Source organism: Holdemania sp. 1001302B_160321_E10 (assembly GCF_015552275.1).
GTDB lineage: Bacteria > Bacillota_I > Bacilli_A > Erysipelotrichales > Erysipelotrichaceae > Holdemania.
In genome coordinates, this window is sequence record NZ_JADNEM010000004.1 from 154313 (window position 1) to 178886 (window position 24574).

Consider the following 24574-nt stretch of genomic DNA (forward strand, 5'->3'; position numbering starts at 1 on the left):
TCTTCTGATCTCGAAATAAACGTCGATCAACGGTAATCTTCACCCGGATTTTCAGGTTTCAAGCAGAGCTTCCAGAAACCGCGGCAGGAAGCTTTCTAAGGCATTGCGGATCCGACTCGCCGTTTCCATTTCCGAGCGGGCCCGGGCGTGAAAGCGGGCGGCGTTTAACTGGATATCCTTGAAGCCTTCGACTTCTTCCTTTAAGAGAAGCTGAACGTCCCATTCCCGGCTCCAGGCGAATTGATGCCCAAAGCGCTGCGTTTCTTTCAAGCTGCTTTTCAGCGCTTCTCCCAGCTCGCGCATTCTTGGCAGATCGTAGGGAATCTGAACGTTGGGGGCATACCCGACATAGCCGGTAAACGGAACTCGTTGCCCTTCCGCCTCGCGCGTATCATAGCTTTGTGAGATCACGGCGTCGTATTCCTTTGCCAGTGCTTCCAGCTTCAGCGCCTGAACAAGCAACTCCGCACCGTCCTGGGCCGTTCGATCTCCCAACTGTTTTGCATCCTGCAAAAGCTGCGCTGCAATCTTTAGACATTCCTGTGATGACAGGGAAAGCGGATGCCTTTCAATTTCACTTAATTCCCGACGCACAGCCTGCGCGTCGACTTTCAGTTTCTTCTTCCAGGAAAAAATATGCTGCCGCGGCAAAATCACCAGCGGACTGCCCTGCGCTTCCGCCAAAACCAACGTTTGTTCCAGCTCCGCTTTCCGCTGCCGCTGCTGCAGAAAGCGAAGCAGAAGCAGAGCTTGTTCATGATGTGTCAGTATCATCGCACTCTCCTTTTTACCTTATTGCACTCCAGTTGAAACCTTCCTCACTGACTCACGGCTTTCGGGCTAATTCCAAATCAATCGTATCGACCAGCTCAATTCTGCCTCCATAACGATCAATCTTATTTTGAATTGCAGCGTAGAAATCCGCTCTCACCGCTTTGTCTAAAATGATATGATCCGACTGCGTGGCGATCAGCGAAACATAATCCTGCGCCGAATAGGATCGCTTCCTGGTATACATTCTGATTTTCTGATCCACAAAGCCATACCGCAGACTGATCTCGGATCTTCTTTTCGCATCCGCTTCGGTAAACGGCGGCGTTGGCGCGGAATAGGCCATATATTGGGCGTAAACCTGTTGAATTTCTTCATACAACGCTGCATTGCTTTGTCGATAGTTTCCATGCTTGGCAAACCGTGCGAACACACCGCCCGGTTTTAACAGGGCATACACCTTCGAATAACCGATTTCTTCCGGGATCCAATGGAAAGCCGCCGCGGAGTATATCAGATCGAAGCGGTTCTCCGGACTTTCATAATCCTGAAAAGCGCTGGTTACAACGGTAAAATCGGGATAATCACTGAATTTCTTCCGCGTCAGCGCTGCCAGCTGATCACCCAGCTCGACTGCGGTCAGGCGACAGCCGGTCTTTAATATCGGCGTTGTGGCCTGGCCGGTTCCAATCCCGATTTCCAGCACTTCGCTGTTTGAAGTCAGCGGCTGATAAGCAAACAAATCCTCGTATAATTCCGAGACATATTCGGGACTCCATTTGTCATATTCCTCCGCAACGGTGTTGAAGGTCCATTCCAAGCCTTGAATGATCGCCATGCTTTCCTCCTTCGCCGGTACCCGGCCCTTCCATAAACTCATGTCCGATGATCCGCCGCCGTGAACGCTTGATCAGACAACAGAAAAACGCACTGTTTCCAGGCTTATTTCACGTTATTCGAAAATGATTTTCTTTATGGCATTTTTAAACTCCTTACCGGTTTTTCTGATCACAGTCATTCCGTCGTCGGTTCAAAAGTGCTGAGTTATGGATTACTTTTATTATACACGGTTTACTCTTCTCTGTCCTTCATTTTTTATAATCGGTCTTTCGCTTGCCTCATTTTCATCATCCAATGAAGCTGACAGTCAGCCAGACACAGGACTTGAACCCGGGACCGACGAATTGCGCATGCAAACATTTCATTGCAAAGGGGATCCGAGCTTCTTCAGTGATCAAATAAGTTCCGCTCTGCAAACATCGCGGTGATAACCCTGCGCTTCGCTTCCGTAAACGCAATCGGCTGATCATAGCTGAACGAGATCATCCTGTTGGATTTCAGAAGATAGATCGTATTTCTGTAATCTGTCTGGAGCGGGGGATCCGTGTCGGGATTGAGCTTGGCAGCCGCAAAGTCCGCGTTCCAGACGTCCGCATCCAGTATAACCAGACCTTCCAGCGCTGCCAATGAACAGGATTTCGCTGAACAAGGAAGACCGCTTTCCCGGGCAAAGCCTGCGATCGGATCGTTTTCTTCTGCGAAATCAATAATTTCCAAATTTATATGGATTCGTATTTTTGCCCCATCATCCCAACCGTTAAGGCTCAGCCGATACCGCTGATCATTGCGGCCATCCGTGTTCACCTGTTTACTTTCCACAACTTCCTCAGTATAGCCAAGATCCGCCATCGACAACACCTGCGGCGCTTTCTGCCCAACAACATTCATATAGAAAAGAACTCCGGCCATGAAGAGCATAAAAATTAAAAATCTGAAATCCCGTCTGAACTCATTATTTAACATTTCTATCTGTGGATATTTCATTCCCAGCCGATCACCGATTTCTAACAGTTTCTTATTGACCATTTTTCTTCCCCTGCCGCTTCTTCTATCTGCTTCTTCATTAATTCTATTGTATCAAAGTTCCGTTGTTTTGAATGAAAAGCATAAAAAAATCCCGCTGAATTTCTCAACGGGATATCCTTTTCTCATGGTGCCGACTATAGGACTTGAACCTACCACCTACGCGTTACGAGTGCGTTGCTCTACCGGATGAGCTAAGTCGGCGTAAATATAGTTTATAAAAACTGTGTCCTTCTGTCAAGTTTTTTTAGCATTTTATTCGCAACTTTTGTTACTCCTCACTGGAAAAACTGCGAGAAAATTTGTTCGCTGAGATCCTCGGATTAAGAAAACTTGTTGTGAGCTTGGATTCTACACTGAATCGCGGTCAGAAACAACAAACTTCTGATCCTTCTCTCCTTCAAGCAACAATTTTCGACTTCATTTAAGGATTAAAAAGAACACAGTGAAAATGAAAACTGGACCCGAAAAGGAAACTTTAATTGCTTTGTGAAAAACAATTTCATCATTTTCTTAGAGAGGAATTTTAACTTTTCCGCAATCTTATTAGGGCAGGGTTTTGTTGAACCGCGGATGCCCGTCCGAATAGAGTCGACTTTTGGTCTTTTCCAATTCAATTCAAACCGACAGATTTTTGTCATCTGTCGTCAAAGGAGGGCAATTCTATGGAACATTTCCTGGAACTTTTCGATGCTGTAATTTTGAAAGTTGTATTGCCCTTGATCGAATGCACGATCAAAGTGATTGAATGCCGCTTAAAAATTATAGGGGCAAAAAAAAAGCGCTGCAACTACTCCCCAAGTGATTCAGCGCTCATCTGTCTGCCGCCATGCTCGTAAGAGATAGCGGTTGACGGGTGCCGCCTTTCAGCAATACCTTACACCTTGAGTATAGGCATTCCGGATGGAATTTCAACCTTTTCCTTCTCTTCTTGAGTACATTTATTCAATTCAGCGATGAGATTGGCCTACTCGCTATTATTCTGTTAAGCCTGTCTATTCTTGCCGGCTGAAACAAGGAAATCATGATGCTGGCTAAACTAAAAGGGGAGTTCATCGTTCCCCTTCCGTTCCCCTATTTATCCAGCTCATACAACAGCGGCAGATCGGCGACCGTGATGATCCCGATCGGCTTCTGATGAGCACTTCCGGACTCTGTGATCAGGATTGCCGAAATGCTGACGCCGCGGTGCAGGCTTGCCTCAAACAAATCCTGTGCTTCGGTGACATCCGCCGTGCGGGGCAGAAACAGAACCCGCTCTTTTTTATCCTTAAAATACAGACAATCGCTGACCACACCGGAAAGCGGTTTGTTCGTACGGCTCTGGTGCAGCGTCCAGCGGGCGATCATCTCCATCGTTAACAGCGCGTGAAATCCGCCCTGGGCATAGACCGGCAGCTTGGAGGAGCCCATCGTTTCCATGATATCTACCGCTTCCCGGATTTCCGTCTGGGGATCGCAGATTTTCACCGGCTTGAGAAAATGTGCGCTGACTCGCGGCGGTTCGCAGATTTTCCGCGCCAGCTCCTCAATTTCCGTAACGACCTCGTCGATGGGAATCGCGATGATATGTCCCTCGTCGGAGCGCTGGTGCACGATCGCATTGCGCAGATCGGCATATTCCTGCAGCTCCATTTCATACTTGCGGACTAACCCGCTGCTGCGGGACGCCTGGTTCAACAACTGATAAAAACGCGAATACCGTGTGACGCCGGTGATCTGCTTCAACTGCTTTTCGATCATCGCGAACGCGTTCAGAAACCGCTGTGCATTATCCATGGAAAACCCTCCTGATGAACTCTATTATATCAGGTTTTCCGTTTTCACCGCGAACTATCCCTCAGCTTTTCCACAATTTCAGTTTTTTTCCGGGTTTGTTCGTCTTTTCGCTTGATCAGACGGGCCGGAACGCCAGCCGCCAGCCATCCCGGCGGCACATCTTCCGTAACGACCGCCCCGGCGGCGATCACCGCGGACTGACCGATCCGCACCCCTTCCAGAATCACGGCGTTAGCGCCGATCAAAACGTCGTCCTCAATCACCACCGGTTCCGCGCTAGCCGGCTCCAGCACCCCCGCTACAACAGCCCCGGCGCCGATGTGGCAGCGCCGGCCGATTTCTGCCCGCGCACCGACAACCGCATTCATGTCGACCATCGTTTCCGCACCGATCTGCGCGCCAACATTGATCACCGCGCCCGTCAGAATGACCGCATTCTCCCCGATCTCCGCCGCATCCCGAATCCAGGCTCCCGGTTCAATCCGGCAAGGCAGATCCTGAATCGCAAGCAACGGCCAGGCGCTCTGGCGCTGCGGACAGACTAACCGCAGATCGCGCAGCCGGTCTTTCTGGGCCTGCAGCTGAGGGCGCAGGCTGTCCCATTCGCCGATTACCAGCTTGAACGATTCGCCATAGACCGCGGCGTCTGTCCAGTGCGTCGGGGAGTCTTCGTTAAACAGCAAAAGCACCTCTGTGCTGCGTGGGTGATCATGCAGCTTCTGAATCAGTTCTTCGGTTTTCATTCGCACGCTTTGACCTCCACCTTTCCGATATACACCGACGGGCCGGTTAATAAGCATTGTTTGTCCGGCGCTTGTTCCACTTGAAGCAGACCGCCAGGACAGCGAACCTTACAAGGCAGCGGACAGAGGCCGAAGATCGCCGCCGCGACGGCGCTGGCGCATGCGCCGGTTCCGCAGGCCAAGGTCCAGCCGACACCCCGCTCCCATGTCCTGACCTGCAGCTCGCCGTTTTCCTTCAAACGCACGAAATCCACATTCGTGCCTTCCTTAAAGAATGGATGTCTGCCGAGGGTACAGGCCTGTTCCTCGCTGACGGCTTCCGGATCCGGCGTAAAGAGCACGGTATGGGGAACGCCCAGCCAGAAGCTGCAGGACTGCTGCTGAGAAAGAAAAGGGGCGTGAAGCAACCCTGGAAGCAGCGGTTGATTCGTCATCCGCTTCGCGTCAAAATCCGGAATGCCCGCTTCCACCCGACAGATAAACGGCTCGGTTGAACAAATCCACACGCTCCGCAATCCGTCGCCAGTTCCGATTCGATAAGGACGATCCGCCCTGATCCAGCCCTTGCGGTACGCATGATGCACAAAGCAGCGCAGACCATTGCCGCACATTCCGGCCCGGGTTCCGTCCTGATTCCACAATTCCATGCTTAACGGATCCCGCCGGGCGATGATCAGACCATCCGCTCCGAAACCACGGTGCCGGTCGCACAGCGCAGCGACCTGTTGGGGATCGATCACCGGCGTCCGGCTGCCGTCAACAATCAGAAAATCATTGCCGCAGCCCTGATATTTTTCCAGAATCAAACGCTACACTCCTTTCTTCAACAATCCATTCTGCCAGGCCCATTCGCCGATCTGCACGGCGTTGGTCGCCGCCCCCTTGCGCAGCTGATCGCAGCAGCACCATAAATGGAGTCCGTGCGGACATGCCTCATCCCGGCGCAGCCGGCCGATCACCACCGCGTCGCTGTCGGTGCATTCCTTCGGCGTCGGATACGGTGCTTCGTTGAGCACAAGCCCCGGACATTCCTCGGCAGCCTGACGAATCGCATCCAGACTGACTTCCGTTTCAGTTTCCACATAAATCGACTCCGAATGGCAGCGGTACACTGGCACCCGCACACAGGTGCAGCTGACCTGCAGCGCTTCATCATGCAGGATCCGGCGGCCTTCGTTCTGCATCTTCCATTCCTCTGCGCTGATCCCGTTTTCATCGAAATCGCCGATCTGCGGGATGACATTGAACGCGATCGGAAACGGGAACACCTCCGGGGCTGCGGATGGATCGCGGATCTGGCGTTCCAGCTCGTCCATCCCCTTCATACCCGCGCCGCTGACGGCCTGATAGGTGCTGACGATCATCCGCTTTACGCGCGTCAGCTTCAGGATCGGCGAGAGCGCCATCATCGCCAGAATCGTCGCGCAGTTGGGATTGGCAACAATGCCGTGATGCCAGCGGATATCCCGGGCATTGATCTCGGGGATGACTAACGGCACGTCCTCATCCAGCCGGAAAGCGCTGCTGTTGTCGACAAACAAAGCCCCGCTGCGGCGGATCAACGGCGCGTATTCCTTTGCCAGATCGTTATCCACCGCCCCGAACACCAGATCGACGTCCTTGAGAGCCGCTGGAGAAAATTCCTCGACAATCCCTGTCTTCGCCCCCAAATCGATCACCTTGCCGGCGCTGTGGGGACTGGCTAAAAGCTTTAACGAACGCATCGGAAACCGGCGTTCCTGCAAAATCCGGATCATCGTCCGGCCGACCGCCCCGGTTGCGCCCAGAACGGCGACATTCACTTTTTCCACATTCTCACTCCTGTCTATTCACTCCAAGATAGTAAAAAGCCCGGGTTCGGCCTGGGCTTTTATCTTGAATATGGGTGAATTTCACGAAAGGACTGCCGCGATTTACATCGCTGGAAAGCGGCGGCTTCGCTCAGACGATCCAAGTCAGAAATAATTAAGACGGATAGAGTTGATTTCTGCTTCCTCAAAGAGTTCAGAGCTTGGCGATCTTCTCCTTGATTCTGCGCTTTGCCTTAAACAGAAAACGCGTGGCATATTGTTCATTTTTTACCAGAATCTCGTAGGTTTCGATCGTACCCAGAGAGATGACAAAGCCACACAGTCCCAGTCCCAATCCCAGAAAAATCAATACCGACAGGGATGACCAGGGGAAAATTCCACGGATGGAAAAGACCAGTGCCAAAATTCCCAACACAAACAAAATCGTGGACGGCATCGCGATCAGAGTCGCTTTCTTTTTCAGCGCAACATATTCTTCCATCAGGGAACTGCGCACCTCCGGATCGAACAACAGCGGTTCTTCTTTCAGCACTTTGTATTGTTCCTGTTCCGCAAACATCGCGACAATCAGCGCGCAAACGCCCAACGCCCCGATCCCGGCCGCGCCCAGCAGTTTCATCGCCGGCTGATTTTCAAACAGAATAATCGGTATCCCGGTCAGCGCTCCGCATAAGAAACCCAATCCCAGAAACCGGTTGACCCGTTTCTCGCTGGCCAGAAAGCCATTCGCCATTTCCCGGCTGACATAATAGCCTTTTTCATCGGCGGCTCGCTCCACTTTTTCAGCTTTAAGCAGATAGTCGGTCGATACCCCAAACAGCTGGGAGAGCTACAGGATTTTCTCGGTTTCCGGATATCCCTGATTGTTCTCCCACTTACTGACAGCCTGCCGGGTTGTACCCAGCTGATCGGCCAGCGCTTCCTGCGACAGGCCCTTTTCTTTGCGCAGCTTGAATAGTTTTTCTCCAAAATTCATTTTTATTTCCTCCTCAGTTCTTGGATGTCCTCATCCTATCCCATTTCGAACATTCAATCTATCTCTCTAAAAATGCACTTTGTCAACTTTGCGTTGCGTTTCTGTTTTCTGGACTGTTTTTCCTTGTTTTTCACTGTTTTGCAGGATTCAAAAAGATCCCTGCGCCATAGTGCAAGGATTCGGCATGATCGCTGGTTTGACATTCAGCAAACGGGAAAAAACAAGAACATCTCACCGTTTTTCTGCGGACAATAGAATTCCTGGATGGCGCCCGCGAGCGTCAGCCCCTGCTTCTTTATTTCATCAAGACCTGTCCGCAGGACTTCAGAGGCATCGCCCTCGACTGGAACATAGAGATAATCAAATGCGGGAATGATCCACTTTGTCCATCCTTCCGGAGCTTCCGTTTCAACCGGCACCTGCACGCCCGCCAGATAATAGCCTTCTGTCAAATGATTCTCCCAAGGTTGGAATGTCCGGTCAAAGTTCGTCATCGCGCCCCAGAAACCGGCCAGATTTCCCTGTTCATCCCGCAAAGCCAGCTGCGAAATTTCAGTGGAATGTTCATTGAAGTTTTTCCACAATCGCTGAATCCAGTTCTTATTCGTGTTTTGGGTGCTGTCCTCTTTTCCCAGAACGGCAAAAGCGGGCATCGTGCAGCGTAAGAATTCCATCGTGTTTTCTCCTTTTGATTTAATCCTCGTTCAAAGTTCTGACCATCGACAATTTGCAGCGATCAGTCCGATAATAATTAAAAGCCAGTTCAAAAGGCCTGTCCTGCGCGTCATAAAAAACCATCAGGGAACGGAGTAAAGGAAACTGATCGCGAACCTGAAGTGCTTGAGCAATCGCGCCTGACGCCCCAACCGCATCTAATTCCTGCAGACTGTAAACAGGCACAATCTTCCTGGCCCTTTTTATATATTGAAATAACGAGCCCTCTGCTTCCGTTTTTCCAATGACTCCGGTCATGGCTGTAACCCAGTAGGATTCCTCATAGATCAATGGAAATCCATTCGTCAAACGCGTTCGGCAAATCCGCGTCAAAGTTTCTTCCGCAGAAATCCGCAGGTACTTCATTAAGAAGGGATCTGGTTTTACATCAGTAATGGAATGTACGATCGTCGAAGGCACATCGCCCCGCAATAAGGCCGAGCGGGTAAAACTGACGATTTCATTCATCTTTTTATAGGTAATCCGCTCACTGATAAACGTCCCTTTGCGATAATCCCGGATAACGTATCCTTCTTCAATCAGAACGTCGACGGCCTTCCTTACGGTAACTCGTGAAACGTTAAAACGCTCCTGAAGTTCTTTTTCCGAGGGCAGCCGGTCGCGGGCCTGCAGCACGCCCTGGTCTATATCGTGAATAATCGCTTTGACGATGATGTTGTATTTACTTTGTTTATCCACACAGAACACCTCTTAGGTTATTTTACCATGTTTTCTGATATATTTCACCAAAACAGAAAAATATTATAATATATTACATTATGTATTGATTTAATAATACATTAGATATACTATTAAATTAGTTCAAAGGTTGTAAAAACCAGAAAGGAGAGAATATGATACATCCCTGGCAAATTGCATTGATCACGCTCTATGCTTTCATTCAGCCGAACGAAAGCCGCTCCTTCAAAATTGGCATGGACATGCCGATTCTGGCCGGCTGGTTTACCGGTTTGCTTCTCGGCAATCCGCAAACGGGCTTAGTCTTAGGGGGTACGCTTCAATTAATGACGTTAGGAGTCAACACTTATGGAGGCACCTCCATTCCCAATACCACAGTCGGAGCGATCGTCGGCACGGCGCTGAGCTTGAATTCCACGCCGGAATTAGCGCTGGGGATTGCGATTCCCGTCGCCCTGTTAATGATCCAACTCGATATTCTGGCACGCTACGCCAATATCTTCTTCCTTCACCGGGCCGATCATTTCATCGAACAACGAAATTACGATAAAGCGGCATTCCAAAATTTACTCGGCATGATCGCACCGGGGCTGTCGCGTGCCGTACCAGTTTTTTTCGTTCTTTGCTTTGGGCAAAGCTTTGTCGAAGCGGTGATGGGCTGGATTCCGCAATGGTTTATGACCGGCTTGCAGGTGGCCGGCGGCGTCATTCCAGTCGTAGGCATTTGCATCTTGTTAAACTACCTGCCGACACGCTCTAAACTTCCATTTTTAATTCTGGGGTTCCTGTTGGCCGCCTATGTGAAAATCCCGCTGATCGGCGTCGCCGGTTTCGGGTTGGTCATTACCCTGCTGGATTATATGTACACCCGCCAGGCAGATCAACGCTGGGCCGCAATTCGCCAGGGAGGTGATCTGGATGAATAAGCTTTTTACAAAACAAGAACTGCGACGGATTAATCTGCGTCACATGTTCGGATTACAGCTGGGCCATAATTACGAAAGAATGCAGGGACTGGGCTATTTCTATGCCATCCTTCCAGCCTTGAAAAAAATCTATAAAGACGATCCGGAAGCACTCGATCGAGCCTGCCGTGCCCATATCCAGTTTTATAATACGACGCCGCAGATGTCTGAGATCATCATTGGCATGAACGTGGCGATTGAGGAAGAGGAAGGCATCGCCGCGCTGGAAACCGCAACCTCGTTAAAGACCGCATTAATGGGACCGTTTGCGGGAGTCGGCGACGTTATTTTCGGCGTCATTGCCGGAACCATCTTTGGCGCGATTGCGGGCAACATGGCGATCGCCGGCAGTACCGTGGGCATGGGAATCTGGGTTGTCTGGAACATCGCCGTTCTGTTTTTCAGAACAAAGTTATTCGATCTGGGCTACGCCCAGGGCGCTAAATTGATCACCACGATGAAAGACCAGCTTGCTTACGTCACCAACGGCGCGTCTATTCTGGGATTGATCGTCGTCGGAGCTTTGATCCCCTCTGTGATCAAGCTGAAAATTCCATATACTTTCCAATCCGGCGAGGTCAGTCTGTCCGTGCAGGAAAACCTTGATAAAATTATGCCTTATCTCCCTCAGGTTATCCTGGTTCTTCTGTGTTATCGCTTATCTAAAGTGAAAGGCATGACGGCAGGCAAGCTCATCTTTATCGTCATGATCGGTGCGATACTCTTATCCGCGCTGAAGGTAGTTGGCTGATGGAACGTAATCGTTATTTTGAAACCATCGAAGATCTGCTTCGCCGGTTGGAAATCAGTCAAAAGGAGAATATTCATCAAGCCGCGGAATTGATTGCGGACGCCATCATGACCGGCGGAATTTTGCAGTCCTTTGGCAGCGGTCATTCCTACGCGGCCGCGATCGAAGTCGCCGGACGGGCAGGCGGTTTATTTGCCGCGAAGGTGATTAAAGACCCGGCCATGGGAATTTACGAGGTTCTGGAAGGCTCCGGCAATATCTTAATGCGAAAGGTCGAAGTGCTTCCGGAAGACGTTGTGATCATTATCTCTAATTCCGGACGTAATCCGCTGCCGATTGAAATTGCGATGAAAGTCAAAGACATCGGCGCAAAACTCATTGTCGTCACATCGCTGGAATCCTCTAAAAAACTGACGAGTCGGCATAGCAGCGGCCGCCTGCTTTATGAATTCGCGGACGTGATCCTGGACAATCTTTCCGTGGAAGGGGATGCCGCGATTCCGGTCGACGGACTGCCGGTCAAGATCTGCGGAACTTCCTCCATTGCCGCGGCAGCTTTGCTTCAATCCACCATTTTGGAAGCAGTGGAACTGATGCTTGCCCGCGGTTTTCAACCGCCGGTCAGACTCAGCGCCAATGTGGATGGCGGCACCGAGCGCAGCATTGAAATTGAAAAACAGTATAAGCAGCGGATTTATCATCTTTAAAATTCAATTACCATTATAAAGATAGCTACTAAAAACGCCCTGTTCAAATACGGGACGTTTTCTTTTCATCGTTAGCTCTCTTCGAATAAACCGTCAATGTCAGTGCAGCCGTGAAATCGGGCAAAGCGCTCCAGCGTCCGATTCAAAGTCCGGCGCAGTGTCAGGCTATCGCGGACTCTCGATTCCCGCCAGAAATGTTTTACGACTAATTTTCCTTCTGCCAATTTGGTTTCCAGCGCGATCCGTCCGACAAAACGCTCACCCCACAGCACCGGCAGCACATAGCTGTCATATTTGCGTTGTGCTTTCGGGGTGTAAATCTCCCATTTATATTGAAAATCAAACAGTGCTTCAATCAGGCGGCGATCCCACAGCGCGTTGTCCAACGGGCCTAAGAACTCCATGCGTTTGCGGTACGGCTCTTTCCGCATGACCATTTCCAGCCACGGCAGTGCTTCCGGCACGGTAAACAACGGCTGATCCAGCCCTTCCACCGTTACGGGAATGATCCGATCCTGCTTCAGCAACAAGGCAAACGCAGCCTGACGCTCCGGAGCCTTCATTTTTTCAATTCCCAGCCAGGCGTCGGAAGGCCGGTTCCAGCACAAGCCCAGGGCACGGATCCGGCGTTCCACGCGCCATCCGTAATATTCTTCATCGCTCGCAAACGGATCCGCCAGCGGATCCAGCCAGGGAAACCGCGCGGAAGTCAGATTGTAATAGCGGATTGTGCCGCGCCGGTGATGGATCACGACGTCCCCGCGGTAAAGCATCACTTCCAAAGCAACTGCTGCCAGCGAAGCCGTCCGTCCCCATACCCAGACGAGATTTTCATTCCATTGTAAATCCTGCGAACAAATAACCGGATGCGTCCGCATGAACTGTTTGATCTGTGCCGCGGCGTTTTCGATCTGTTCACTCACCCGGTGATAGCTCATAGTGTGAATTCGGTTCCGCGCAAACATGGGATAATCCTGTTCCGCATAGATCGCCATATTTTTATCCAGCGCGTCGATCAGCTTCCGATCCTTATACAATAAGGTTTCCAGCTGACTTTTCCGATAACCACCGACCCGCGCCTGCAGCACTAAATCCGCATTGCGGCCGCAGATGTCGATCGGATCAAATTGCAGACATCCCAGCTGAGCGATCAGCGTCACAATCTCTGTGTTGGTACGCCAGCGGTAAGGGCCGGACAAGCCCTGCCATAAGACATAAAACTGCCGGGCCTGGCTGCGGGTTAATGTGAATTCCATGATCAGATCCCCATTTCTTTCCTTACTTCCAGTTAATCATAAAACAGAATTATTTTCAAGCTGTTTATCCAATGAAAACTGCTTCAGGTTTATTTCTCCCAAAGCAGTTTCTGTTCATCAGATTTTCCAAGGTTGAGACACGATGATTTGTTTATCGCTTTTCACGTTTTTGTTAGAAATCCTGATCTCAAATTCATCAGCGAGGATTATGCGCCAGCGACAAAGATTAAATTACAAACCTGTATTCCCTGAGCTTGGAAATCTTCCAAATTTCGTCAGGTCCTCGCTCATCCTCATTGCGGGCAGGAGTCAAACCATCCGTTTGCCCGCTTTTTATTTTTTATTTGATTGTTCTTTTCTCATCAGCCGTTCCATCTGAATCCGGGCTTCGGTGTAATCAAGAATACTTTTCACGATCTTATCCAATTCGCGATTCTCGCTGTAATCCGCAGGCGCAATGAAATCTGCCCGGTGATCTTCAACCAACTGCTGCGCAGCCGCTTTTTTCTTCTCTGAGTCCTTGCCATACACTGCGATCGACTTGCCGCCATTGACGGTAACCAGCTTCATACATGGCACATCCGTAAGTCCGTCGCCGATATAAATCATATTGGTAAACGGGATATCGCGCAGCTGATCGGGCGTGTAGCGGTTCAGATCGTTGTCGTTGTTTTCATCCAGAACACCTTTGTTGATGCGGAAAATATACTGCGTCTTGGTCGTGTAATTCACGACGGTTGCCGGCCACACCGCAACGCCGCTGGCGTTGTAGCAATATTTGCAGGCATAGATTTTTTTGAATTCTCCGGCGATGGCCGTGCCTTCGATGATTTCCGTCAGACCCGAGGAAATGATGAAATGCTCGATTTCAATATTGTGCTGCCGGCCGTATTCGTTGATTCGGCGGAACCATTTTTCCACCCCCGGATACAGCTTGACATTTTTCCCCAGCGCAACGAAATCGCTGCGGCGGATCGGCTGTCCCATCAGATTGGCCTTGTTGAGCATCATATACATATACGTCAGGATGCCGTCCATCTTCTGACTTTCCGACAGTGCGGTTACCTCGCTCCAGAACTGCGCCGGTTCGATGCCCAGAGAAGGAATAAAACTGAATTCCTGCATATCTTTCGGCGACAGTGTTTTATCAAAATCATACATGATCGCCAGCTTCGCTGTTTTCAAAGGTCATCCCTCGTTTCTTTTCCGATCTCTATTGTACCATTTTTAGTGAATCTGTGCCTGCAGTCTGATTTGTTTTTCGTGTTTTTTGATTCGCTGCTTCCTCTTATAAATCTTGGTTTTTATGAGTCTAAATTTTATAAGGAACAGCGAATTTTCATCGCACATTAACATTTCGTGTTAGTATGCGGTGAAAATCATGGATTTCTTCACACATTGATCAATCCTCAAAGACGCCTTACTCAAGAGCAAAAGATCTGACAAAAGAGAAAAACCGGATTCTCAAAACAAATCCGGTTCATCAATATACAAAAAGGTTTATCTTGTTTTATGCTTCCAGCAGCTTCATCAGGGCATGAACGTAGATCTCTGCCTGCTGAAGCAGACAATCAATCCGCACAAACTCGTTGGCGTCGTGAATATGGCAGTCTTCGCCCATGAATTCACAGCCGAAGGCGATACAGTTATGAATTCCCTTCGCATAGGTGCCGCCGCCCATCGTGATCGGCTTGGATTCCAGATCGCCGGTGACTTCCTGATAAGCCTGAAGCAGACGCGAAACCAGCGGTGAATCGATCGGGAAGAACAGCGGTTCCGTCCGGCTGCGGACGGTGATTTTTCCTTGTGCTTCCCCGGCCAGCGCAGCTTCAATCCGGCTGGCGATCTGCCCGGAATTCATCGTCACCGGAAACCGGATGTCGATGGTTCCGCGGATGACGCCGTTTTCCGTTTTAATGATGCCGTTGCTGAAGGTCAGCGGACCATATTCATCCTCAACCTGGCAATCACAGCCCGCTCCATCGCAGCTCGTGCCGATCCGGCGGTTGTAGAATTCAACAAAATCATCCTGCATTCCCGCTTCCGCCAGAGCCGCCATCAGTTCGCCGATCGCGTTGACGCCCAGCGTCGGAGTGCTGGCATGCGCCGCCGTTCCGTAAACGTCGACGATCAGATCGCCCTGTTCCGGTTTGATTTCAAAGGTCACCGGGTGCTTTTTTAACGCCTGGCGCAGTGCTTCTTCCGACACAGCTTCGCTGGCGACGATCATCGTGCAGTGGTTGCAGACGACATTGGATGCCACGCCCCCGCGGATTTCCTTGATCTGTGTGCGGACGCTTTCAAAGTCCAGTCCCAGCGCGCCTTTTTCTCCATGCACGCCCGGGAACGTGCCGTCCGGCGTAAAGCCCATGTCGATATGCCCTTCTTTTTCCACATAATGCGCCAGACATTTTGATCCTGTTTCTTCGTTGGTGCCCAGAATCAGCCGGATTCGCTTGGTCAGCGGCACGTTCATATCCTTTAATACTTTCATTGCGATCATCGAAGCGACCACCGCGCCCTTATCGTCGCTGGTACCGCGGCCGTAAACCCGGTCGCCGTCGCGGGTCAGCGTAAACGGATCGGTCTTCCAGCCCTCGCCTGCCGGTACGACGTCCAGATGCGCCAGCACGCCGATCACCTGTTCGCCCTCGCCGATTTCAGCGTAGCCGGCATAATGATCGACATTCTTGACCGCAAAACCATAACCCTCCGCAATTTCCAGCGCTTTATCCAGACAGGCTGCCGGCACCTCGCCAAACGGCGCGTCCGGCTGCGGCTCGCCCTGGACTGAATTATACGAAACCAGCGTTGCCAGATCGTTCAGCATCGCTTCTTCATAGCTTTTTACCCGTTCTTGAATCTCCATTGTGTTCTATTCCTCCTGTTTACTGCTTTTCAGTTTAGCACGTTTCCCGGCGTTCGCCAACGTTTCGCTTGAATCTTGGCCCCGCCTGTCCCATTCTCATCGTTACTGAATTCGCTTTTGATAGATCAGGCGGCAAGGCTGGGAAGCATCGGTATTCGGTTCGCAAGCCATTTCCCAGATCACCAGCGGAGAATCCGGATCCTGCGCCATTTCCCGAATCGCCGGAATATAGTATTCGTTGCCCTGTTCATCCCGGATAAAACTTGTGTTTTCAATCTCCTCGCCCCGGACATAGCGGACGATCTGGCGCTCGCCTTCCGTCCGTCGCTCCGTCACGATCGCTATCGGTTCCGCCGCTGCTTCAATTTCCGGCGCTCCTGCGGCACTGCGGATCAGAATACAATCCTCAGCGGTATCTGCATCGTAAATAATCCCTTCGTGTTCAAAGGTCGCCAGCGGCAGCGTCCGGCCTAAGAGCGCGGTTGACACTGCGTTCACATCCCCAATGCGCACCACTGCCAGCAACTCCTCCGCGACAGCTTCCGGCAGATTCAGTAAAAGTGGATCTCCGCCCATGCCGCTGGCCGGACAGATCAGCTGATCGGGTTCCCCTTCGCAAAGGTAGGTCTTCGACGCCGCCATCAGATTCAGAAGCAGCGTTTCGTTGGCCTGAAGCTGATCAGGACGAGTGAATTCCTGCCCGGTCAGCGCGGCGAAATAAAACGCGATCTCCTCGCCGGACAGCGTCGGATTCAGCTCCCCGATAGAGAATTGATACGTCTGCGGATCCTCTTGCTTCGCAAACCCGCCGCTGTTCCGGGAGTAGGGTTTCAGCTGTGCGTATTCGTAATCCTGCGTATTCAGAATCACCGTGCGCAGCTCAAACAAGGCCTTTTCAGCCTGTTCCCGGCTTTTTTCCACTTCCGCCTGATGCGTTTGGGCCGCTTGCTGCACTGCTTCGGCCAAGGCCGGAGTCACCTGTTCATCGGGAGCGTCGACCGGCCAGCGCGTCGTCTTGGAGGACGTCGTCACCGCCGCCGTGCACGTACTCTGATAACCATCGCAGATCAGCTCCACATAAGCCTGCTTCGTTACGCCGTCTTCCTGAAAGGAAACCACATCATGACTGGTGTAATTCAGCTCCGCGGTATCGTTGACCGGATCCCAGATCAGCAGCGGATGATCGCGCTGGCCGACATACAGCACGACCAGATTGTTCGCGTTGCGCCACAGCTCAAACGGCTGGGCCTCGCCTTGTTCGTCGATGAAGATTTCCGCCTCTTTCAACCGCTTGAACATCGCGCTGATCGTTTCGTCGGTCAGCTTCGTTCCAGCCAGACGCTCCGCTTCCGCACTTGCGGTCGGTACGGCCGCCGGCGACGCTGTTTTTGGCGTGCACCCGGTGAATAAAAAGCCGGCAGCCAGTGCCAGAATAAGTTTCTTTCTCATTGCAGATACTCCCTCCTCACTTTGACATTTTCCTTATTTATCCTTCTCGTTTTCTTATGTTGATGAAATTCATCTCTATTATATCAGATGAAACGCTGAAAACGGAGCGCAGTCTGCATTGTTAAAAACTTGAAAGGAATTCGGCACAAGCTTGCCTTGGAAATTACAGAAACCAGCCAAAGCATCAGGAAGTCCGCTCACTCCGCGCCAGCTCGGCTTTGATCACTTCGACAAAAAAGCTCTGAGTTCGATTCCTGAAACCAAAACAGGAAGAGAACTCAGAGCGAATAGATCGCATCCGTCAGAAATAAATTCTTATTTCGATGCCAACAGCTTCGCGACGTTATAACCGAACGTAATGCAGCGGCTGTGAGAAATGCAGTTCAGATTGTGCGGATAGGTTCCGTGGAACATCGAACCGGAAACATTGCCGATCGCGTATAAACCCGGGATGACGTTGAATTCCGTATCCAGGACTTCTGAATTCGGCGTAATCTGCAGCCCGCCGGCCGTGCACAGCGCCGCGGCGCCTTCCAGATTCGCATAGAACGGCGCGGTTTTGATCGGATGCATCATGCTTGGAAGCATGTGGAAATCGGTATCCTCGCCGGCTTCGCACATGGCGTTCCAATGATTGATCGTTTCGACAAACGCGTCGGCGGGAACGCCCATCAGACCGGCCAGTTCTTCCAGCGTGTCCGCTTTTAACGCGTTTTCGCTCGTCGCCGCGTCGACCCAGACTTCCTTCGGTCCATAGCAGGAAGACGACGGCGTCCACATCTTGTCGATCGCGCCCGCGGCATCGCCGTCGGTGATGTACCAGTTGATCGCGCCCGGCTGGTTCTGCATCGCCAGCGCCAGATGATTGTACGGTTCATATTCCGGCGTAAACCGCTTGCCCAGCTTGTTGACGCGCAGATACGGCATCAGCTGCGCCGGATCAAGCATCAGCGGATGCGGATATTCGTCCTCAATCGCGCCGACCGCTTTGCCCATTTCATGACCGTCGCCAGTGTTGGATGCCGTGCCGTTCATCCAGTGATTCAATGCCAGATCGCGCGGGCGGCAGCATTCCTTCAGCTTGATCGGGTTGAATTCATAACCGCCGGTCGCCAGAACAACGCCCTTGGCGCACAGATATTTCACATAGCCTTCCGCCGTCCTGGCGATCACACCGACGACTTTTCCATCTTCTTTAATCAGCTGGCAGGCCGGAGTTTCCATCAGCACTTCCGCGCCGGCCTCCTTGACCTTGCTTGTTAACAGCTCGACGATTTCCGCCGGAGCCAGCGGGATATTGATCGACGTGTTCCAGGAACGACTCAGCGATGTAGTATCGTAAGGTTCATAGAAATCCGGGAAATCCCCGGCCGCAAAGGTCAGCTTGAAATCCTCATCCGGCAGACCGAACAGATCGAGGAACCAGTTGATCGCTTCCTCCTGCGTGTCGATCCACCGCTGATAGATCGCCTGGTTGCCATAGAACATGGAATTGACCATCGCGTCGTCCAGCCACTGCTTCGCGTCGAATTCAACGCCGTATTTTTTATGAATCCGGTCGGTTAATCCGCCGATCGTCGCTGAACGGTAGGTGCCGACCTGGCCTTTTTCCAGAACGACGGTTTTTAAGCCCTGCTGCGCGCTGGCGATGGACGCCGCGAAACCGGCCGGCCCCATGCCGCACACCACGACGTCGACGTTTTCAGTCTTAACAATTTCAGAATCCGCAATCGGCTCCTTCACGAAGGCTACGACGCCTTCCATCGGAACCTTCGGTTCTAACGCCTCGACCGCCGGCCAGCCTGCAGAAGAAGCGGACGGTGTTGGTTCACATGGCGGACATTCCTGATTTTCCGTAGTCGACGCGCAGCCGCCTAACAGCCCCGCAGCCGCGACGCCCAGCGCGCCGGCCGCCGTGCCTTTTAAAAAGTCCCGGCGGCTGATGCCTTTGATCTTGTTTGAATTTGACATACTTTCCCTCCTGTTTGTCTTTTCTTTCTTCATTATAAAAGGCTTGTTTGTGAATTGACAAACAGATAAAAGTTAAGGGATACAATTAAAAGTTGTATCCCCTGTTAAGTCATGATAAGCTGAAGCAAAGAAGAGGAGAAAACACCATGAATCCCAAACAGCTGCATTGTTTTATCACCGCCGCCCAGGAGGGCAGCTTTTCCAAAGCCGCGAAAAAACTTTACCTTTCCCAGCAGGCGTTAAGCAAAACGATCGACAAGCTGGAGGAAGAACTAGACGTGCCGCTGTTTATCCGCGGCGTGGCCGGACTGCAGCTGACCCGTTATGGCGAAGCTCTGCGCCAGTCGGCCTTTCCTTATTTACAGATGCACGACAACATCATCGCCGATCTGCAGGCCATGAAAAACGAAAGTCCGCAGACGTTGTCGCTGGGCTATCCGACGGGGCTGTTAATCAACTTTCCGGATGATTTTCTGACCCGTTTCATCATGGCGCATCCAGAGGTCGATTTTCAGATTTACAGCGCGCCGGACGATTCCTACAATCGCTCGCTGCAATCCAGCGAAATTGATATTTATTTCTGCACGATGCTGTATAACGCGCCGATGGTTCAAGTCCAGTATCACTACCGGCATCCCGTCTTCGCTGTGTTAAGTCAGGATCATCCGCTCGCCGCCAAGCCGGTGTTGTCGCTGGCGGACTTCCGCGGTCAGAAGCTGATCGGTTTAAACACCGAGAATGCTCTGAATGCCCGGATGGAACAAATATGTCAAAAACAGGGACTAAAGGCGACGATGGTCTTTTCCCCGGCGGAAATGGGCTTGATTTTCAAGCTGATCGAAAGCACCCGCTGCGTCAGCTTCTTCGGCAGCGATTCGATCCCGCTTCCGCCCTCAATCGTGAAGCGGCCGATTGAGGATCTGGATCTGGATTATGAATTCCTGATCATTACGCATAAGAATGCGCCGGTTACGCCGATCATGGAAGAATTCATCCGCTACACCCGCGGCTTCTTTTAAGTTTTCCCGGATCCCTGAACTTTTTACCACAGGATTCTCCAATAAGAATTCCTCTGTTTTTTCTGATTTCGCAAACAGAATGCGATTTCCTGATGATCATTTTTTTATTCTCACTTTACGATTCTCAGCCCTTGACTGCGGCTTGGACAGGAAATCAAAAAGCTGCGTTAAAAGCAGCTTGATCCGTCTTTATCTTCCATGAATTAAGCCCATTAAAATTCGATTTCAACCCCGACCGGACAATGATCCGAACCCAGGATATCCCCATAGATAACACTGTCCTTCACCTGATTCATCAGCCGCTGGGAAACGATGAAATAGTCGATCCGCCACCCGACGTTCTTCGCGCGGGAATTGAAGCGATAGGACCACCAGGAGTATTCAACCTTTTCCGGGTATAAGGTTCTGAACGTATCCGCAAACCCCAGGCCCAGCAGATCGCGCATCTTCTGGCGCTCCTGATCGGAGAAGCCCGGGTTAAAATGATTCGTCTTCGGATTCTTCAGATCGATCTCCTCCACGGCCACATTCAAGTCTCCAGTATAAACAACCGGCTTGGTTTCGTTCAGCTTTGCCAGATGCCGCGCCATCGCGTCTTCCCACTGCATCCGGTAATCCAGACGGGCCAGTTCTTCCTTGGAGTTCGGCACATAGGCGGTGACAAAATAGAATTGTTCAAATTCCAGTGTGATCACACGGCCTTCCTTCGGATGCTCCCCTTCCGCTTCGTCAAAATCATAACGCACTGACAGCGGCTTTTGTTTTGTGAACACCGCGGTGCCCGAATACCCTTTTCTTTCCGCACTGTGCCAGTATTGATGATAACCCGGCAGTTCTAATTCGATCTGATGGGGCTGCAGCTTGGTTTCCTGCAGCGCGAAAATATCCGCATCCTGTTCGTTAAAAAAATCCATAAAGCCTTTTTGGATACAGGCTCGTAACCCGTTAACATTCCATGATATCAGTTTCATAAAGCACCTCATTTTTCTGATTTCATTTAACCAGATTTCGACAGATTTTTCTACTCCTTTGATTCATTCTCCTGCATGATTCCTTGATTAACGCCGAATATCCGATTCTACATGCGATATAATAAACATAACAAGCGTTATTCGTCATCAAATGGAAATAGGTTTGCAAACATCAAAAGGATCCTGTTATTCTTGTTAATTTTGCATGTAAACGTCCAATGTTCTCAATCGTTAACCGTTACGGTTTCCACATTGCTTCCGGTCAAGAATAGTTGGTAATTTTACTGAAAATGGAAGTTTTTCCATCATCAAACCAATCACTCAATTCATATTTTTCCTATCGCAAGTTTTCAAAAGAATAATCAAGATCAGGTCTTTAAGATCAATGTTGAAAAGAACTTCTTCTTTATTCCATACAATCATAAATCGAAACGCTGATTTCACGCTCCTGTAAAAATAACGCATTAGCATACGGATTTTCTTATTTCAATTCTTATCCTGATTTCTAAAAAAGCACGATTTCTGAAAGAGAAACCGTGCTTGACTCTCGAATACGATCAGCTTTAAATCTGGTCTTCACCCGCGATTACGTTGACCGCTTTCAAGGCAAAGGTCAGCGTCCGTCCGCAAGCCAGACCCGGGAACAGTTCCGGATAGTTGTTCGCAAAGAAACTGCCGGAAACGTTGCCGATCGCATACAGGCCCGGAATGACGTTCTTCTCTTTATCCAGAACCTGCATCTTATTGTTGATCTTCAGACCGTCGCCGGTGCACAACAGACTGGCGCCCAGCCAAACACCATAGAACGGCGCTTTGCGCAGCTGTGAAAGATAATGGCTTGACTTAAAGAATTCATCGTCTTCCCCTCGATCATAAATCGCGTTGTAGCGATCGCACTGAGCTAAGAACTGAACCTTGGCTTCGCCTTCAAATCCCAGCTTATCCGCCAGTTCATCCAGCGTATCGGCTTTCATGATAATGCCTTCCTCGACATACTTCTCCATCTGTTCCGCCATCCGCTCCGGCATAATCCGGGTCAGTGAGGAACAGCCCAGCGTATGAAACTTCTGCCAGTCTGACTGGAAATCTCCATCATAAACCTGACAGTATACGCCGCCTTTCTGATTCGCCGCAGCGAAAACGATATCGTTGTACGGGCAGCCTTCATTGGCAAAGCGGACGCCATCGCGATTGACCTTCATAAACGGCTGCGTGCCCGGATTCCATTGATAGATCGTGCCCGGGAACTGCTTGGATCCGTTAGAGGCTTCAACATATCCGGCGTTCACGCCCGGCGCTACTGCGCCGCGGTCAAATAACATCGGAGCGGATTCCTTGTCCATATCCGCACCGGCCCACAAGCCCGCTTTGATTCCATCGCCATGATTCATCGCGAAATAGCTGCTTGCGGTTGTGCAGGATACCGCCAGCGGAGACAACGCCTCCATCATATCCGGATTGCCTTCATATCCGCCGGTCGCCAGAATCACGCCTTTGCTCGTGGTGATTTTAATATATTCGCCAGCACTGTTCTGAACGATTGCCCCGGTCACCGCGCCGTTTTCTTTGATCAATTCGATCAATGCATGCTCAAAATCGACATGATAGCCCTTTTTCTCGATGTAATCCACAAACAATTTGTTCCGCGGCGTATCCGCCCACTCGCTGTCTGGGCGTGGATTGTAATTATGCTGGGTCGGAGCATGGTAATAATCGGTGCCTTCCTCTGCTTCGCCGGTATCGGCTTCAAAGTAGCAGTCATAGCCATAGGAATCCATGATCGCCTTGACATAATCATGCATGGCTGCGGATTCATCCAGCCAGACCCGAACGACGCTCTGATCCAGTTTTCCGGAAGCATACCGCGACAGCTCCGTCATCGCGCGCTGCCGGTCGATTGGCTTGCCTGCGGCTAACGCGTCTGCGGAATCCGCCGCCGCATACCAGTTGCGGGTATCGCAGACAAAGCTGTTCTGTTCGACAACCCGGAAGTCCAGACCCAGATCCGCCGCTTTGACCGCCGCCATCATGCCGCCGTTGCCCGCGCCGACGATCAGCACTTCAGTCTGCCATGTTTCTTTAATGTCGCCGTCCTGTATCTGCGGCTGCTGACCCAGCCAGTTTTCGGATGTAGCTTCCGGATTGACCGTCGGCGTCGCTGCCGGCTGTTTCTCCGCCGATTCCCCACACGCGCTCAACAAGCCCAGCGCTGCCAGCGACACGGCGCCCGCCGCACTGCCCTTCAGGAATTCCCGTCTTGAAATCCCGTTTTTCTTCATCTTTCTTTCCTCCTGTTTGTGTAAATCCACACATTCACATTATAAAAGAAAGTCATGCTTTTTCTGATAGGAGTATCGAATAGGCTTATGCTGATTTCAAATAACGCAGCAGCTGTTTCAATACCGGATTGGTCGCGTCTTTGCGGTAAACTAATCCCAGATGTACGGTTTCCGGTGTCTGCGAGCGGATCGGCACCGCTTTGATCAGCGGACTGTCTGCCAGGATACCGCCCTCCGGCGCCAGAATGACGCCCTGATTCAGTTCCAGCAGCCGCCGAGAAGCAGGTACATCTTTCACTGGTGTCAAGACAATGGAAGCCCGCAGCGAGGGACTGAATTTTTCCAGATAAGCGCTGTACCGCCAGCTCTGCCGCCCGCGCGCAAACACGATCTGCGGCCATGCGGCCAGTTCGTCATACGTTACGCTGGATTGTGAAGCCAACGGATGACGGAGATTAAGATAAGCCTTCAATTCTCCGCAAAACAGCTCGCGATAGACCAGCGATGGGGAATCGACGTCCTTGCGCCAGTTCATGCAGCAGTCGATTTCACCGCTTTCAACCTGGCTTAGTCCGCGCGTAAAATCGACCGGAATCATATCCAGCCGCACCTGCGGCATTGCCTGTGTCAATTTTTCCAACGCCCTCATGAGCGGCGCTTCCGCAAACCCGATCACGCCGACTTTCAATGTCAGCGTCGCCTGATGGGCCTTCCGCGCTTCCTCCACGGCTGCCTGATATTGATGAAGCAGCTGCCGGGCCTGAGGATAGAAAACAGCTCCGGCCGGCGTCAAAGCGACCTGATTGCGATCCCGTTCAAACAATTCAAATCCCAGCTCCTGTTCCAGCAGATGAATAACCCGGCTGATGGAGGGCTGCGAACAGTGCAGCGCCTGAGCGCTCTTAGAGAAATTCAACGTTTCGGCCACATGCACAAAACATTCCAAACGATCCACTTTCATTTTTGTTTTTCCTTCCTGTT

Annotated in this window: 24 protein-coding genes and 1 tRNA gene; 5 read left to right on the forward strand and 20 right to left on the reverse strand. The window is 51.2% G+C overall.

Going from position 1 to position 24574, the window contains the following annotated elements; translation table 11 throughout:
• Positions 1-51 precede the first annotated feature (51 nt).
• From I2D94_RS03820 to I2D94_RS03835, 4 genes are all read right to left on the reverse strand, one after another.
• Positions 52-774 carry a hypothetical protein gene (locus I2D94_RS03820; RefSeq protein WP_072683770.1) on the reverse strand — a complete coding sequence of 241 codons (723 nt, stop codon included), beginning with the start codon at positions 772-774 and terminating at the stop codon, positions 52-54.
• A gap of 52 nt (positions 775-826) precedes the next feature.
• The gene (locus tag I2D94_RS03825) at positions 827-1651 is read right to left on the reverse strand and encodes a trans-aconitate 2-methyltransferase (RefSeq protein ID WP_229056740.1); all 825 of its coding nucleotides are present in this window, start codon (positions 1649-1651) and stop codon (positions 827-829) included.
• A gap of 347 nt (positions 1652-1998) precedes the next feature.
• A complete protein-coding gene (locus I2D94_RS03830) occupies positions 1999-2499 on the reverse strand; it encodes a hypothetical protein (protein WP_139248570.1) in 501 nt (166 codons plus the stop codon).
• Between the two features lie 263 nt (positions 2500-2762).
• A tRNA-Thr gene (locus I2D94_RS03835) sits at positions 2763-2838 on the reverse strand.
• Between the two features lie 461 nt (positions 2839-3299).
• Between I2D94_RS03835 and I2D94_RS03840 the strand changes: the two genes are divergently transcribed.
• Positions 3300-3473, forward strand: coding sequence for a hypothetical protein (locus tag I2D94_RS03840; RefSeq protein ID WP_229056741.1), 174 nt, complete (start codon positions 3300-3302; stop codon positions 3471-3473).
• Positions 3474-3708: 235 nt separating this feature from the next.
• On the opposite strand, the gene I2D94_RS03845 is transcribed toward I2D94_RS03840, so the two are convergent.
• The 8 genes from I2D94_RS03845 to I2D94_RS03875 all read right to left on the reverse strand — a co-directional run bounded on the left by I2D94_RS03845 (position 3709) and on the right by I2D94_RS03875 (position 9356).
• A complete protein-coding gene (locus I2D94_RS03845; RefSeq protein ID WP_072683773.1) occupies positions 3709-4413 on the reverse strand; it encodes a CBS domain-containing protein in 705 nt (234 codons plus the stop codon).
• A gap of 44 nt (positions 4414-4457) precedes the next feature.
• The gene (gene dapD / locus I2D94_RS03850) at positions 4458-5156 is read right to left on the reverse strand and encodes a 2,3,4,5-tetrahydropyridine-2,6-dicarboxylate N-acetyltransferase (RefSeq protein ID WP_072683774.1); all 699 of its coding nucleotides are present in this window, start codon (positions 5154-5156) and stop codon (positions 4458-4460) included.
• Positions 5153-5962 carry a diaminopimelate epimerase gene (dapF, locus tag I2D94_RS03855; protein WP_072683775.1) on the reverse strand — a complete coding sequence of 270 codons (810 nt, stop codon included), beginning with the start codon at positions 5960-5962 and terminating at the stop codon, positions 5153-5155. Before dapF ends, dapD begins: the two co-directional genes overlap by 4 nt.
• 3 nt (positions 5963-5965) lie before the next feature.
• Positions 5966-6967, reverse strand: a complete 1002-nt coding sequence (locus I2D94_RS03860; RefSeq protein ID WP_195395664.1) for an aspartate-semialdehyde dehydrogenase — start codon at positions 6965-6967, stop codon at positions 5966-5968.
• A 193-nt stretch (positions 6968-7160) separates the two neighbouring features.
• Complete coding sequence (locus tag I2D94_RS03865) at positions 7161-7745, reverse strand: XRE family transcriptional regulator (protein WP_229056742.1); 585 nt, start codon at positions 7743-7745, stop codon at positions 7161-7163.
• Between the two features lie 51 nt (positions 7746-7796).
• Positions 7797-7943, reverse strand: coding sequence for a helix-turn-helix domain-containing protein (locus I2D94_RS18190; protein ID WP_229056743.1), 147 nt, complete (start codon positions 7941-7943; stop codon positions 7797-7799).
• A 203-nt stretch (positions 7944-8146) separates the two neighbouring features.
• On the reverse strand, positions 8147-8617 hold the full coding sequence (locus I2D94_RS03870; RefSeq protein ID WP_072683777.1) for a GyrI-like domain-containing protein: 471 nt from the start codon (positions 8615-8617) through the stop codon (positions 8147-8149).
• A 19-nt stretch (positions 8618-8636) separates the two neighbouring features.
• Positions 8637-9356: a GntR family transcriptional regulator gene (locus I2D94_RS03875; protein WP_195395665.1), complete on the reverse strand. Its 720-nt coding sequence runs from the start codon at positions 9354-9356 to the stop codon at positions 8637-8639.
• 155 nt (positions 9357-9511) lie between these two features.
• On the opposite strand from I2D94_RS03875, the gene I2D94_RS03880 reads away from it, so the two are divergent.
• The 3 genes from I2D94_RS03880 to I2D94_RS03890 are packed head-to-tail and all read left to right on the forward strand — an operon-like array spanning position 9512 to position 11779.
• Complete coding sequence (locus tag I2D94_RS03880; protein ID WP_195395666.1) at positions 9512-10282, forward strand: PTS sugar transporter subunit IIC; 771 nt, start codon at positions 9512-9514, stop codon at positions 10280-10282.
• Positions 10275-11072, forward strand: coding sequence for a PTS system mannose/fructose/sorbose family transporter subunit IID (locus I2D94_RS03885; RefSeq protein ID WP_072683780.1), 798 nt, complete (start codon positions 10275-10277; stop codon positions 11070-11072). The genes I2D94_RS03880 and I2D94_RS03885 overlap by 8 nt, the downstream gene beginning before the upstream one ends.
• Positions 11072-11779, forward strand: a complete 708-nt coding sequence (locus I2D94_RS03890; protein ID WP_072683781.1) for an SIS domain-containing protein — start codon at positions 11072-11074, stop codon at positions 11777-11779. Before I2D94_RS03885 ends, I2D94_RS03890 begins: the two co-directional genes overlap by 1 nt.
• 71 nt (positions 11780-11850) lie before the next feature.
• On the opposite strand, the gene I2D94_RS03895 is transcribed toward I2D94_RS03890, so the two are convergent.
• The 5 genes from I2D94_RS03895 to I2D94_RS03915 form a co-directional block, all read right to left on the reverse strand.
• Positions 11851-13035 (reverse strand): DNA glycosylase AlkZ-like family protein, encoded by a 1185-nt coding sequence (locus I2D94_RS03895; protein ID WP_195395667.1) that lies wholly within the window; start codon positions 13033-13035, stop codon positions 11851-11853.
• A gap of 333 nt (positions 13036-13368) precedes the next feature.
• Positions 13369-14220, reverse strand: coding sequence for an HAD family hydrolase (locus I2D94_RS03900; RefSeq protein WP_229056744.1), 852 nt, complete (start codon positions 14218-14220; stop codon positions 13369-13371).
• Positions 14221-14545: 325 nt separating this feature from the next.
• Positions 14546-15904 (reverse strand): Sapep family Mn(2+)-dependent dipeptidase, encoded by a 1359-nt coding sequence (locus I2D94_RS03905; protein WP_195395668.1) that lies wholly within the window; start codon positions 15902-15904, stop codon positions 14546-14548.
• Positions 15905-16006: 102 nt separating this feature from the next.
• On the reverse strand, positions 16007-17353 hold the full coding sequence (locus I2D94_RS03910) for a hypothetical protein (RefSeq protein WP_195395669.1): 1347 nt from the start codon (positions 17351-17353) through the stop codon (positions 16007-16009).
• Positions 17354-17668: 315 nt separating this feature from the next.
• A complete protein-coding gene (locus I2D94_RS03915) occupies positions 17669-19324 on the reverse strand; it encodes an FAD-binding protein (protein WP_229056745.1) in 1656 nt (551 codons plus the stop codon).
• A 146-nt stretch (positions 19325-19470) separates the two neighbouring features.
• On the opposite strand from I2D94_RS03915, the gene I2D94_RS03920 reads away from it, so the two are divergent.
• Positions 19471-20343 carry a LysR family transcriptional regulator gene (locus I2D94_RS03920; RefSeq protein WP_072683785.1) on the forward strand — a complete coding sequence of 291 codons (873 nt, stop codon included), beginning with the start codon at positions 19471-19473 and terminating at the stop codon, positions 20341-20343.
• A 212-nt stretch (positions 20344-20555) separates the two neighbouring features.
• On the opposite strand, the gene I2D94_RS03925 is transcribed toward I2D94_RS03920, so the two are convergent.
• From I2D94_RS03925 to I2D94_RS03935, 3 genes are all read right to left on the reverse strand, one after another.
• Positions 20556-21314, reverse strand: a complete 759-nt coding sequence (locus tag I2D94_RS03925; protein WP_195395671.1) for an exodeoxyribonuclease III — start codon at positions 21312-21314, stop codon at positions 20556-20558.
• Between the two features lie 563 nt (positions 21315-21877).
• Entirely contained in the window at positions 21878-23593 is a 1716-nt protein-coding gene (locus I2D94_RS03930; protein ID WP_195395685.1) for an FAD-binding protein, read from the reverse strand.
• 85 nt (positions 23594-23678) lie between these two features.
• Complete coding sequence (locus tag I2D94_RS03935) at positions 23679-24554, reverse strand: LysR family transcriptional regulator (protein ID WP_195395672.1); 876 nt, start codon at positions 24552-24554, stop codon at positions 23679-23681.
• Between the last annotated feature and the right edge of the window lie 20 nt (positions 24555-24574).